At 57.7% G+C, this 12,056-nt stretch carries 11 protein-coding genes and 1 riboswitch; of the genes, 3 read left to right on the top strand and 8 right to left on the bottom strand.

The annotated features are described in order from the left end of the window. Positions 1-114: 114 nt before the first annotated feature. The 7 genes from M8318_RS22465 to M8318_RS22435 all read right to left on the bottom strand — a co-directional run bounded on the left by M8318_RS22465 (position 115) and on the right by M8318_RS22435 (position 5,947). Complete coding sequence (locus M8318_RS22465; RefSeq protein WP_262664632.1) at positions 115-747, bottom strand: urea amidolyase associated protein UAAP2; 633 nt, start codon at positions 745-747, stop codon at positions 115-117. Between the two features lie 11 nt (positions 748-758). Then, entirely contained in the window at positions 759-1,469 is a 711-nt protein-coding gene (locus M8318_RS22460) for an urea amidolyase associated protein UAAP1 (RefSeq protein WP_262664630.1), read from the bottom strand. Positions 1,470-1,473: 4 nt separating this feature from the next. Then, entirely contained in the window at positions 1,474-2,250 is a 777-nt protein-coding gene (locus M8318_RS22455) for an ABC transporter ATP-binding protein (protein ID WP_262664628.1), read from the bottom strand. After that, positions 2,247-3,062 carry an ABC transporter permease gene (locus tag M8318_RS22450; RefSeq protein WP_262664627.1) on the bottom strand — a complete coding sequence of 272 codons (816 nt, stop codon included), beginning with the start codon at positions 3,060-3,062 and terminating at the stop codon, positions 2,247-2,249. The genes M8318_RS22455 and M8318_RS22450 overlap by 4 nt, the downstream gene beginning before the upstream one ends. A gap of 17 nt (positions 3,063-3,079) precedes the next feature. Then, positions 3,080-4,138, bottom strand: a complete 1,059-nt coding sequence (locus M8318_RS22445; RefSeq protein ID WP_262664626.1) for a putative urea ABC transporter substrate-binding protein — start codon at positions 4,136-4,138, stop codon at positions 3,080-3,082. A gap of 57 nt (positions 4,139-4,195) precedes the next feature. Beyond that, positions 4,196-4,294, bottom strand: a riboswitch (guanidine-I (ykkC/yxkD leader). A gap of 288 nt (positions 4,295-4,582) precedes the next feature. Then, on the bottom strand, positions 4,583-4,849 hold the full coding sequence (locus M8318_RS22440; RefSeq protein ID WP_262664625.1) for a hypothetical protein: 267 nt from the start codon (positions 4,847-4,849) through the stop codon (positions 4,583-4,585). 261 nt (positions 4,850-5,110) lie between these two features. Beyond that, positions 5,111-5,947 carry a MipA/OmpV family protein gene (locus M8318_RS22435; RefSeq protein ID WP_262664623.1) on the bottom strand — a complete coding sequence of 279 codons (837 nt, stop codon included), beginning with the start codon at positions 5,945-5,947 and terminating at the stop codon, positions 5,111-5,113. A gap of 202 nt (positions 5,948-6,149) precedes the next feature. On the opposite strand from M8318_RS22435, the gene M8318_RS22430 reads away from it, so the two are divergent. The 3 genes from M8318_RS22430 to M8318_RS22420 all read left to right on the top strand — a co-directional run bounded on the left by M8318_RS22430 (position 6,150) and on the right by M8318_RS22420 (position 8,832). Continuing rightward, positions 6,150-6,827: a response regulator gene (locus tag M8318_RS22430; RefSeq protein WP_106993811.1), complete on the top strand. Its 678-nt coding sequence runs from the start codon at positions 6,150-6,152 to the stop codon at positions 6,825-6,827. Next, positions 6,827-8,215 carry a sensor histidine kinase gene (locus tag M8318_RS22425; protein WP_262664621.1) on the top strand — a complete coding sequence of 463 codons (1,389 nt, stop codon included), beginning with the start codon at positions 6,827-6,829 and terminating at the stop codon, positions 8,213-8,215. Before M8318_RS22430 ends, M8318_RS22425 begins: the two co-directional genes overlap by 1 nt. Before the next feature lie 137 nt (positions 8,216-8,352). Next, positions 8,353-8,832, top strand: coding sequence for an RrF2 family transcriptional regulator (locus M8318_RS22420; protein ID WP_262664619.1), 480 nt, complete (start codon positions 8,353-8,355; stop codon positions 8,830-8,832). Positions 8,833-8,896: 64 nt separating this feature from the next. Here M8318_RS22420 and oqxB read toward each other — a convergent pair whose 3' ends face one another. Continuing rightward, positions 8,897-12,052: a multidrug efflux RND transporter permease subunit OqxB gene (oqxB, locus tag M8318_RS22415; RefSeq protein ID WP_262664616.1), complete on the bottom strand. Its 3,156-nt coding sequence runs from the start codon at positions 12,050-12,052 to the stop codon at positions 8,897-8,899. Positions 12,053-12,056: the final 4 nt, after the last annotated feature.

Raw genomic sequence — 12,056 nt, 5'->3', positions numbered from 1 at the left:
TTGGCTCACCGCATGGTCGTCCACGGGGAAAAAACGTTTACGGCAGGATCCGTCCGGCGCGCACTTCAAACAGGCGGTAAAGCATCTGGCGCAGGCGCTGCCAGCGGGTGGGTGTCAGTTCCATACCAGCACCTCCGCCGGGGTCGGGTTCCAGCCGTTGCAGGGGTTGTTCAGCTGCGGGCAGTTGGAGATCAGCACGATGACGTTGCACTCCGCGCGCAGCTCGACGTATTTCCCCGGCGCGGAAATGCCGTCAGCAAAGGTCAGCCCACCCTCAGGGGTGACCGGCACGTTCATAAAGAAGTTGATGTTGGCTGCGATATCGCGCTTTTGCAGGCGGCCATCGTGCAGGCAGGCGCAAAGGAAGTTGTCCCGACAGCTGTGCATATGGCGTTTGTCGAGGGCATAGCGCACGGTGTTGCTCTCCTGAGCGCAGGCCCCGCCGAGCGTATCGTGCCGCCCGCAGGTGTCGGCCACGATGGTCAGCAGCGGGTTGCCGAGATTCGAGTAGAGCACGCTCCCGCTGGTCAGGTAAGCGTTGTTCTGCCGACGCAGCGTGCGCTGAGCGTCGTAGCGCTCCCGCGGGTTATCGGCGCTATAGAACAGGGTATCCACCGCCTGGTTACCCTCCAGATCCAGCAGGCGCAGGGTCTGGCCCTTTTTTACTTCAAACAGGTACGGCTCGCCCGCCGGGATCACGTGGCGGAAGGTCGCCTCCTGGGGCTGTTTTTCGCGGACATTCGTCATCTTGCGGCTCCTTACAGGGCGAAAAGTTGGGTGTTGGTGAGGGCACGGCCGTTTTCCGGGCGCGTGAGGAGTGCGTTAATGGCCCCCTCCTCGTCCTCCGCCTGTCGCCAGCTGAGCTGTACCGGGCGCGGCGCATACTCGCTGGACGGGTCCATCGGATGCTGCAGGGCGGTCATCACCATCAATGTGTCCATCGGGGCGAACAGCTCGACGTAGCTGCCCGGTTGGGAATGGTCGCGGTGGAAGCTGAACTGTCCGTGATCGTCCACGGTCACTTTGCTGAAGAAGTTGACCACCATCAGCAGGTCTTCGAGGTTGAGATCCCATTTGCCCATCTCCACCAACAGGTTGTCGGTGCCGTTACGGAAGAAGCCGTTGCGCAGCTCCTGATAGCGCCCCTGGCCATATTTTTCCGTCACTTCGGCGGCATTGAGCACCCCGCCAAAGGGATCGTGCCAACCACTTGTATCGGCAATAATGCCCGCCAGCACCCGGCCCATATCGGAGTAGAAGCAGTGCCCGGCGGTCAGGCGCGCGGTGTGCTGGCCTTTCAGGGTGTCCGGCAGGTTCAGGCGTTCGCTCTTCTCGTGCGGGTTGAGCATCATCAGGCTGACGTTCGCCCCGCCGTCGAGGTCGGTGATACGCAGGATCTGCCCGCGTTTCAGCACAAACGAGAGGTGGCCGCCGCCCGGCAGGATCTCTTCACGCAAAATCGTATTCATAGTGTTAACCCCTTAAGGCATAAACGTTGTCGGGAGTCGAACCGCTCAGGCTGGAGAGCCGCGTCTCGTTGAGCGGAATGTCGTAAGTAATGCGCGCTCCGTAGGCATTCGGGGCCTGCGGATCGAGGCGCACCTTGTCGAACACCAGCAGGCGGGTGCCGAGGTTGAAGCCTTCGGAGAGATCGTGGGTGACCATAAACACCGTCATGCGGGTTTCGCCCCACAGCTGCAGGAGCAGCGCGTGCATATCTTTGCGAATCCCCGGATCCAGCGCGCCAAAGGGCTCGTCCAGCAGCAGAACCCGCGGCTGCATAATAAAGGCCTGAGCAATGGCTAAACGCTGCTGCATCCCGCCAGAGAGCTGGGCGGGATATTTATCGAGGGCATGGCCGAGGCCGACCTTGTCCAGCATCTGCGCGGCCTGCTCCCGCGCGGCGCGTTTTTTCGCGCCAAACAGCCGTCCAAACAGCGGGGATTGCGGCAGTTCGAGTCCAATGGCGACGTTATCCAGCACGCTGAGATGCGGAAAGACCGAGTAACGCTGGAACACCACGCCCCGGCGGCTGTCCGGTTCGGCGGTCAGCGGTTTACCGTCCAGAGTGATCGAGCCCCGGCTCGGCCTTTCCTGCCCGAGCAGCAGGCGCAGAAAGGTCGATTTCCCGCAGCCGGAAGCCCCGACCATCGAGCAGAACTCGCCCTCGTTGATCTGCAGATTCAGCCGCTCCAGCACCACATGGTCGCCGTACTCCTGCCAGATATTGTTGATGGTGATAAAACTCATGCTTTTCCTCCTTCTGCCCACGGGAAACAGCGTTTGTGCAGCTGGCGCAGGGCCAGATCCATCAGCCATGCCAGCAAGGTGATCCACAGGACATAAGGGATAATCACGTCCATCGCCATATAGCGGCGGACGAGGAAAATGCGATACCCCAGCCCGGCGGTGGAGGAGATGGCCTCCGCCGAGATGAGGAACAACCAGGCCGAGCCGAGCAGCAGGCGCAGCGAGGTCAGCAGACGCGACAGCAGCTGTGGCAGCACCACCCGCAGCACCAGCGTCCAGCTGTTGGCCCCCAGGGTCTGGGCTTTGATCAGGATCTCCGGCGGGATTTCGCAGGCGCGATGCTCCAGATCCCGGGCCAGCATCGGGGTGATGCCGATAACAATCAGCATGATTTTCGACAGTTCATCGAGGCCGAAGACAATAAACAGCACCGGTAAAATCGCCAGCGGCGGGACCATCGACAGCACCGTCATCAGCGGCGACAGCGACGCGCGCCACAGGGGGAACACCCCGGCAGTGATGCCGATGCACAGGCCGATCAGCGAGGCGATCGACAGCCCCACCAGCAGACGAGCCAGGCTCACCAGGGTGTCGACCCAGAACAGGTACTCGCCGCTGCGTTTATCCGGGGTGAAGGCCATCCGCGAGAACGCATCCAGCATCTGCTGCAGGCCGGGCAGCAGCTTGTCCTGCGGGTTGGCCTCGAGGCGCACCGCCGAGCCGAAAAAATAGGCAGCCAGCAGCAGGACAAAGGGCAGCATCACCAGCATCAGCCGCATGCCCGGGGTGGGATGACGATTAATTTGTCGCATGGAGACTCCGTCACTCATTACAGCTGGCCCGCGGCGGCCATCTTCACGAAGCTGTCGTCAAAGCGCAGTTTGACGTTGCTGGCATCGCCCTGGGTCACGTTCCCCGGGAAGCTCATGCCGATAAATTCGGCGCTCTGCGCGCCATCGCCCAGCAGCCCTTTATCGAAGGAGAACGCCGCCACGCGCTGCATGGTTTTCGCCAGATCCGCCGAGGTGACAAAGGCGATATTGTCCTGCGGGGTGTAGAACAGGTGGGTGGTTTTGAGCTGCGCCTGATAGCCGGTGAGATCGGTGCCGGACGCCGCCGCCATCGCATTCAGGGCGTTCGCATCCTGGGCCTTCATCAGCCCCATCATCTCGTACCATGCCCCGGTCAGCGCTTTGCCCAGCGCCGGGTTGTCCTTCAGGGTTTCGCTGTTGACCACCATCATGTCGATCAGCTCGCCCGGCACCTGCGAGGAGCTGAACACCTCGGTGGTTTTCGGTGTGCCTTTGATGACCGAGAGCTGCGGGTTCCAGGCCACGGCGGCCTGCACATTTTGCGTGGCGAAAGCCGAGACGATATCCGCGTCCGAGGTGTTCACCACGGTGACGTCTTTCTCCGCCAGCCCGGCTTTCTCCAGCCCGCGCACCAGCAGGTAGTGAGAGACGGACAGCTCCGGCAGATAAATCTTCATGCCTTTGAGATCGGTAAGGGTTTTGCCCTCGCCTTTCATCACCACGCCGTCGTTGCCTTCCGAGTAGCTACCGAGGATCAGCGCCGTGGTGTCCACCCCGCCCGCCGCCGGAATGGTCAGCGCATCCATATTGGTCATGGTGCAGCCGTCAAACTGGCCAGCGGTGTACTGGTTGATAGATTCGATGTAGTCGTTGAGCTGTACGACGTTGATTTTGATGCCGTACTTGTCGGCCCATTTATCGATGATTTTGTTAGTGCTGATGGTGCCCCAGGGCATCCACCCTGCGTAGATGGTCCAGCAGACGTTGAACTCTTTTTTGACGGCCGCAAAGGTGGGGAGACTGACCAGCATCGCCAGCGACAGGATAAGAGTGCGGAGTAATGGCGTTTTCTTCATGCTTGACCTCTGAGTGGCACAAAATAAGGGGGCAGCGCGACACCGTCTGGTGCTGCTGTCTCCCGGGCTTTTGTCCCGCCGTGTAACCTCTCAGAGGTCGCCAGCTCTTGGACCAGTCATTCACTAACGTGAACCGGAACCCTAGCCAGCTATTGTCATGTTGTGTGGTGCTGCCCTTCGTATTTGGTGGTTGCAAAGGGTGTGCCAGGAATTTTTTGTGAGGTTTATTAGTGGGTTGAGGAAATCTGCGGATTGGGTTTCACTGTTTTGGTGAGGCGGTGCGGGATGGGTGCACTGTGGTGGTGCTCAGGAAAGGCTGGCTAGATGGGGGTCGGTTGAGCACGTCTTTGGGTAAAGTTGATGAACTTAATGCCCGAAACAGAGGATCCGCTTTGTGCCAGTTGCAGAAGTCATTATGAGAGCAAAGAGTAATACCGAGTAAGGTTATTGGTAATCGAATGAAACCCCGGTCATGTCTTTTAAGAACCGGCAAAGGTCATCCCCAGCATCCTCAATCGTACGAAAATTAACAGAGTTTACACATCCGGATTTATGCTCATTAAGACGGGCAATGAATGGCGGTGTTGGATCTTGCCCTGTAAGGCTTGTGAATCTGACCGCATCAACACGCCAGCGATACATTGCCCCATATCGTTGCACAGCCCTGATGCCTGTGCTGGTATTTTTCATCGCTTTAATAGAAATTGGCATAATGAATACCTATTACTTGAAATAGTTGTAATGATTGCATAGACCTTACACAGCTGACCAGTGCAGTTTATAACAAACGGCTGAATGGCAGAAGGAATGTAGTCCCCCCAGTTTTTAGTTTACTGCTGTGATTTATGCCCACAGGCAAACGTCCGCTTCTCGCTCAGAGCGGACCTACGCCCACTCCTCGCCCATCCGCCACTTCCCGGGGCGGCTCGAATTCATCGCTATTGCGCGCTCATATCCATAAGAAACCAACCCTCAAAAACTGTACGTCACCTTCAAACTCCCCGTGGGCGACGTTTTGCGTTGAACAATGGGACTATCACCCGCATCCCCCGTCAACTGCGTTGCACCCGCTGAGGCAAGCACGCTCCAGCGCGAGGTGAGCCTGTGGGTCCAATCCAGATTCATCGACCAGGCATAAATACCGGCTCCGGCGTCATGTCGGGCAAATCCCGATGCGCTCGACTGGGCGGAACTGACACCATAGTACGTCTGCATATACTTGCCGGATCCCCAACTGCCTGTCAGCGCCAGCGTCACCTCATTTTTTGGTGAGGTATAGAGCGGGCTGATAATACCGAAATGCACCGCCTCACCGTTGTCTCTTTCAGAAACCGGAACCTCAGCCTGCAGCTGCAGATGAAGCCAGTCGGTCACCTTATACCCCAGCCCAGGCACAACGATGGCCGAGCCTTTGATGTCGCCCATACCCCGCAGGTAGTCGCTGCCGGAGCTGATCGAATCGCTGCTCACGTCTTTATCTTTACGGCCTGTTCGATAGCTCACTGCGGCGCTGTAATCCAGGTTGCCGATGTTGTTGCCGTAACCAATCCCTCGCGTGGTGCTGATAAAGAAGCCGTTTGCCATGGCGTAATCCACCACCTGCGCCGCATTGACGCGGCTTTTATCCGAACCCGAGTAGCGTGGCGCGACATCCACGCCTCCGCCCAGTGTTAATACGTTACCCTGGCTCTGTTCTGCCGCCAGTACAGGCGTGGCCAGTAACGCCAGAACGACGCCCGGCACGATGTTTTTCAGGCTGCGGCCCGAGAGCAAGTGTGGGGACGTATGACGCAGTTTGATGTTTCTCATTAAAGAAGTCCTTCTGGATTCAAATGGTGACGATGCAAGCGGTTAAACGCCAGAACGCCCATTTTGAATACTGACCCTAAGGTTCTTATGAGCCGAAAATGAAGAAAGACTGAAGCGCGCGCGGGTGCTGTAAACCGGATAGATTTCCTGATACCGTTTTTTCTTAAGATGTTCTTCATTCACGGTTGATACAGTTACCAGTGTGAAAATTCTACTAATCGAAGACGACCTGGATCTCGGCAATGGCGTACGTATCGCCCTTGCCGATCAAGGATTTGACGTCATATGGGTTCGCCGTAAAGAAGATGCACTGCATCAGCTTGACGTCTGCGTGCCAGAACTTATTTTGCTCGACCTGGGGCTGCCCGACGGCGACGGCATGAGCCTCATGACGCGCTTACGCCAGCAGCTTAAGGGGATCCCCGTCATCATCCTAACGGCGCGAGGCACGCTGCAGGATCGCCTGTGCGGGCTGGATGCAGGTGCAGACGACTATCTCGTTAAACCTTTTGTTCTCGCCGAACTGCTGGCGCGGGTAAGAGCCCTTGCGCGGCGCAGTTACGGTTTCGAGAATGAGACGATAGAAATTCGAGGCTTATTCCTTCATATGCCGACGCGTCGCGTGACGGTAAACGCGCGTCACGTCGAACTGACGGCCAGTGAATACGCGCTGCTTGAAACGTTGATGCTGCGTGCTGACCGCGTGATAACGCGACGGTTTCTGGAAGAACGGATATTCGGCAACAAAGAGAATCTCAGTAATGCGCTCGACGTGCATATGGGGAATTTGCGGCGAAAGATCGGCGACGGTTACGTGCGAACGGTGCGTGGCGTCGGGTATGTTATTGATACCGTTGCTGTTCAGAAGGTAACGACTTAATGCGAAACCTGTGGTATCACCTGAGGCGCCCAACGCTGGTACGCCGAATTATCATCGCCCAGATGCTGCTGCTTACCCTGCTGTGGAGTCTTTTTTTAACCTTCATTCTCTGGGAGGACCTGCGCAGCCCTCCCATACTCACGGGCAGTAAGACTTACGAAACGCTTTTTACCCTGGTTGAGCGAATGGACGAGCGCCCGCAGGCGCGAACCGAAGTCCTGGAAGCCTTCAGCAAGGCGTTACGCGAAAGCTATGGCGGCGGTGAAGATCCCGCACTATCGATTAACCTCATCGTTCGCAAGAACGGTGCCGTTATTTTTTCATCTGCGGGCGCACCTGTGGGGGTAACCAATACCCGTCCCGGAGAAATGGAGCATGTTCAGAGTGAAGGTCGAGCCTGGACCAGCCGCACCCTTAAATCCGCACACTCCGACGTGGAAGTCACCCTGTTCACCCCTGCCAGCGGCTGGAACTTCTTTATCTACCTGAACTCGCGCGGCTATTACATCCTGCCGCTGCTGGTCTGTTTCCCTTTTCTTCTGTTCCCCGCGTGGCTGTCAATTCGCATTGCCATGCGCCCCTGGAACAAGGTGGTCAATGAAATTTCATTGCGCACGCCAGACGATCTCTCCCCTTTAAAAGCTGTACCAAAACACAGGGAGCTTCGCCAGATGGTGGATGCAATTAACGACTTTCTCGCCAGGGTGCGAGAAAGCGCGGAAAGGGAGCGGGTTTTCATTGCCGATGCGGCTCACGAACTGCGAACGCCGCTGGCGGCGATGCGAATCAACGTGGAAGCGTTGCAATCGTATGTACTCAGCCAGAGCCAACAGGAATTGCTTGCAGGGATTGTTCGCAGCAATAGCCGTGCTGCGCGTCTCGTCAATCAGTTGCTGCTGATGATGCACAGTGAAGCACGCATTGACACGGTTATGGAGCCCGTACCGCTGATGTCCCTCATCCAGGATCGAATGGCTGCGCTGGAACCGTTAGCCTCTGAGCGCAGGGTTGAGCTGGAGTTCTTCGCTGAAGATGAAGTTTGGGTCTCAGGTATCCGGGAATGTCTGATGTCGCTGATCGACAATTTGATTGAAAATGCCGTGAAGTACAGCCCTGAGGGTGGGCGGATTCAGGTGGATGTTCGTTCATTAGAGAAATCCACTCAGCTACGCGTTTCCGATGCAGGGCCCGGCATTCCGGTTGAATTACGCGAGCGCGTGTTCGACCGATTTTTCCGCGATCCCAATCAACTGCAAAGCGGGAGTGGACTGGGGCTTGCCATCGTTAAAGCGGTGACGCAGCAGCACAACAGCTGTGTAAACCTGAGCACTTCCGCAGAAGGTGGCCTGATGGTGACGGTTGACTTCCCGAACCGCACGTTTAGCTAAACAGGAACAGGGGGTTCGATCGCAAATGCCGCAGATTGCTTCAAAAAAATTACCGTATTTGTTATATTGTTGTTTATTGCTTATTCACCTTTGCGGTGCCAAAAAGAACAAGATTCACCGCAACCCAGGATACAAAAATGTTAGATTACCGCTTCCCGACAGCTTTGCAGATGGTTCTCAGCGTAGCAATGGCGGAGCAATTGGGTGAACGTTCGACGAGTGCGATTCTGGCCTACGGTCTGGAAGCAAACCCGAGCTTCATCCGCAAACTGATGGTTCCTCTCACGCGTGACGGTATTATCGTCTCCACACTTGGCCGTAACGGCTCTATTCGTCTTGGACGCCCGGCGGAAGAGATCACCCTGCGCGATATCTACCTCTCCGTCATCGAAGATAAAAAGCTGTGGGCATCACGTCCTGACGTACCGGCCCGCTGCGTAGTCAGCGCTAACGCCTGCTGGTACTTCAAGTCTATCTCCGAAGAAGCGGAGCAGGCTTCGTTACAGGTACTGGCGCGCCATACCGTGGCAAGCGCGCTGGAAGAAGTGAAAAAAGCCGATACCAGCGGCTGCGATCCGGTGCCTGAACTTATCGCCAAGTATAAAGAAGCGCTTTAACTTTCCCTAAGTGCAAAAAAAACCGCCTTGCTATGAAGGCGGTTTTTTATTATCTGCAACATCCCTACGCGGGCAGAACATCCCTTTCCGCTTTTTTGCCGCGCGTCATAAACTTACGCAGCGTCACGTAAAACACCGGCGTCAGGAACAAACCAAACAGCGTCACCCCCAGCATCCCGGAGAAGACCGTGATCCCGGTAACGCCGCGCACTTCTGCGCCAGCGCCGTGGCCGAGGATCAGCGGAATGGTCCCGGCAATAAAGGCGATGGAGGTCATCACAATCGGGCGTAAACGCAGGCGGCACGCCTCCAGCGCGGCTTCCATAATGCCTTTGCCCTGAATTTCCAGCTCGCGGGCAAACTCCACGATAAGAATCGCGTTTTTACACGCCAGCCCCATCAGCACCACCAGCCCTACCTGCACGAACACGTTGTTATCGCCACCGGTCAGCCAGACGCCAAACAGCGCGGAGAGCAGGGTCATCGGCACGATGAGGATCACCGCCAGCGGCAGCGTCCAGCTTTCATACAGCGCCGCCAGCACCAGGAACGCCAGCAGCACCGCGACCGGGAAGACGATCAGCGCCGTATTGCCCTGCGTGGCCTGCTGGAAGCTCAGGTCTGTCCATTCAATGTTCATCCCGTTCGGCAGGATCTGCCTGGACATTCCGTCCAACTGCGCCATCGCCTGCGAGGACGAAAGTACGCGCGGGTCGGCATCGCCAATCAGATCCGCCGCCGGGTAACCGTTGTAGCGAATCACCGGGTCCGGGCCATAGGTGGTCGTGATATTCACCATACTGCCAATCGGCACCATTTCACCCTGGCTATTGCGGGTGCGCAGATTCGCAATGTCTTCCACGCTGTCGCGGAACTGCCCGTCTGCCTGCGCCATTACGCGCCAGGTACGCCCGAACTGGTTGAAGTCATTCACGTACGACGAGCCCAGATAGGTTTGCAGCGTACCGAAAAGATCGGTCAGCGACACGCCCTGCGCTTTCGCCTTGTCACGGTCAACCTGCACGTCCAGCTGCGGAACGTTAGCCTGGTAGGTTGAGATCGGGAAGTGCATTCCCGGCGTCTGCATAATCGCACCGGACATGGTGTTTACCGCATTTTGCAGCGCGCCATAGCCCAGACCGCCGCGATCCTGAATGTACAGGGAATACCCCGACCCCTGACCCAGCCCTAAAATCGGCGGCGGCAGGATGGAGAAGCCAAAGCCCTGCTGGATTTGCGCAATTTTCGCATTGATCTCCGCGTTAATTTCCGCAGCAGTATGTTTACGCTGGTCGAACGGCTTCAGGCCGAAGAAGACCGTCCCCGTATTCGGCGTATTGGTGAACTGCAGCGCGTTCAGCCCCGGGAACGCGACCGCGTAGTCCACGCCTTCGGTATTCATCCCGATTTCGCTCATTTTGCGGATCACCGCATCGGTGCGCGCCAGCGATGAACCTTCCGGCATTTTCACGCCGCCAATCAGGTACAGCTTGTCCTGCGTCGGAATAAACCCGCCGGGTACCGCTTTAAACATGACGCCTGCGGCACAGAGCAGCAGCAGATACACCCCAAACACCGCCCCGCGTCGGCCGAGCGTTTTGCCCACCAGCCCCTGATAGCCGTTCGAGCTACGATGGAAAAAGCGGTTAAACGGACGGAAAATCCAGCCGAACAGACGATCGATAAGCCGGGTCGGGAAATCTTTCGGCGCGCCGTGCGGTTTTAACAGCAGTGCTGCCAGCGCCGGAGAGAGCGTCAGCGAGTTGATGGCAGAGATGACGGTGGAAATCGCGATCGTCACCGCAAACTGCTTGTAGAACTGCCCGGTAACGCCCGAGAGAAACGCCATTGGCACAAACACGGCGCACAGCACCAGCGCAATCGCGATAATCGGCCCGGATACTTCTCGCATCGCCTGATGCGCCGCCGCAAGCGGAGCAAGCCCCTCTTCGATATTTCGCTCGACGTTTTCCACCACCACAATGGCGTCGTCCACCACGATACCGATGGCCAGCACCAGCCCGAACAAGCTCAGGGTATTCAACGAGAAGCCCAGCAGGTAGAGAATGCTGAAGGTCCCCACTACCGACACCGGCACCGCGATCAGCGGAATGATCGACGCGCGCCAGGTTTGCAGGAACAGGATCACCACCAGCACTACCAGCACCACCGCTTCCAGCAGCGTTTGCACGACTGCACGAATGGAGTCGCGCACGAAAACGGTCGGATCGTAAGGTGCCGCCCACTTCATATCTTCCGGGAAACGGGTGGACAGTTCGTCCATTTTCGCGCGCACCGCGTTAGACAGATCGATGGCGTTCGCCCCTGGAGACTGGAAGATACCAATCCCGACCGCGTCTTTGTTGTTCAACTGGGAACGCAGCGCATAGCTGCCGGACCCCATTTCGATACGCGCCACGTCGCGCAGGCGGACGACCGTACCGTCCTGCGTCGTTTTCAGGACAATATTGCCAAACTCTTCTTCGGTATGCAGACGGCCCTGGGCGTTAATGGAGATCAGGAAATCGCTCTCTTTCGGCAGCGGCTCGGCACCAAGCTGCCCGGCGGATACCTGCACGTTCTGCTCCTGCATCGCCGTGACCACATCCGAAGCGGTCAGCCCGCGGGCCGCCACCTTGTTGGGATCCAGCCAGACGCGCATCGCGTATTCACCCGAGCCGAAAATCTGGATCTGGCCGACGCCGGGCAGGCGCGCCAGCTCGTCCTTCACCTTCAGCGTGGCGTAGTTACGCATATACAGGGAGTCGTACTTACCGTTGGGCGAAAACAGATGCACCACCAGCGTCAGCGTCGGGGACTGTTTCTGGGTGGTAATACCCAAACGCCGCACGTCTTCCGGCAGACGCGCTTCGGCCTGCGCGACGCGGTTTTGCACCTGTACCTGCGCCTGATCCGGGTCGGTTCCCGGACGGAAGGTGACGGTGGTCACCAGCACGCCGTCGGAGCCCGCGACGGACTTCATGTACATCATGTTCTCAACGCCGTTGATCGCCTCTTCCAGCGGCGTCGCCACGGTCTCGGCAATCACTTTCGGGTTGGCCCCCGGATACTCCGCGCGCACCTGCACGCTTGGCGGCACGACGTCAGGATATTCGCTCACCGGCAGCAGCGGGATGGCGATTAACCCTGTGATAAAAATCAGAATCGACAGCACCGCGGCAAAAATAGGCCTGTCGATAAAAAAGCGGGAAAAGTCCATGGGT

Origin of the sequence: Leclercia tamurae, from assembly GCF_025566055.1 — a bacterium.
Classification (GTDB): Bacteria; Pseudomonadota; Gammaproteobacteria; order Enterobacterales; family Enterobacteriaceae; genus Enterobacter; species Enterobacter tamurae.
This window is presented reverse-complemented; position numbering and strand designations above follow the sequence as displayed.

Excerpts from the sequence above, each read along its gene's own strand:
- M8318_RS22465 (WP_262664632.1), bottom strand. The coding sequence starts at position 747 with ATGACGAATGTCCGCGAAAAACAGCCCCAGGAGGCGACCTTCCGCCAC.
- M8318_RS22460 (WP_262664630.1), bottom strand. The coding sequence starts at position 1,469 with ATGAATACGATTTTGCGTGAAGAGATCCTGCCGGGCGGCGGCCACCTC.
- M8318_RS22455 (WP_262664628.1), bottom strand. The coding sequence starts at position 2,250 with ATGAGTTTTATCACCATCAACAATATCTGGCAGGAGTACGGCGACCAT.
- M8318_RS22450 (WP_262664627.1), bottom strand. The coding sequence starts at position 3,062 with ATGCGACAAATTAATCGTCATCCCACCCCGGGCATGCGGCTGATGCTG.
- M8318_RS22445 (WP_262664626.1), bottom strand. The coding sequence starts at position 4,138 with ATGAAGAAAACGCCATTACTCCGCACTCTTATCCTGTCGCTGGCGATG.
- M8318_RS22440 (WP_262664625.1), bottom strand. The coding sequence starts at position 4,849 with ATGCCAATTTCTATTAAAGCGATGAAAAATACCAGCACAGGCATCAGG.
- M8318_RS22435 (WP_262664623.1), bottom strand. The coding sequence starts at position 5,947 with ATGAGAAACATCAAACTGCGTCATACGTCCCCACACTTGCTCTCGGGC.
- M8318_RS22425 (WP_262664621.1), top strand. The coding sequence starts at position 6,827 with ATGCGAAACCTGTGGTATCACCTGAGGCGCCCAACGCTGGTACGCCGA.
- M8318_RS22420 (WP_262664619.1), top strand. The coding sequence starts at position 8,353 with ATGTTAGATTACCGCTTCCCGACAGCTTTGCAGATGGTTCTCAGCGTA.
- oqxB (WP_262664616.1), bottom strand. The coding sequence starts at position 12,052 with ATGGACTTTTCCCGCTTTTTTATCGACAGGCCTATTTTTGCCGCGGTG.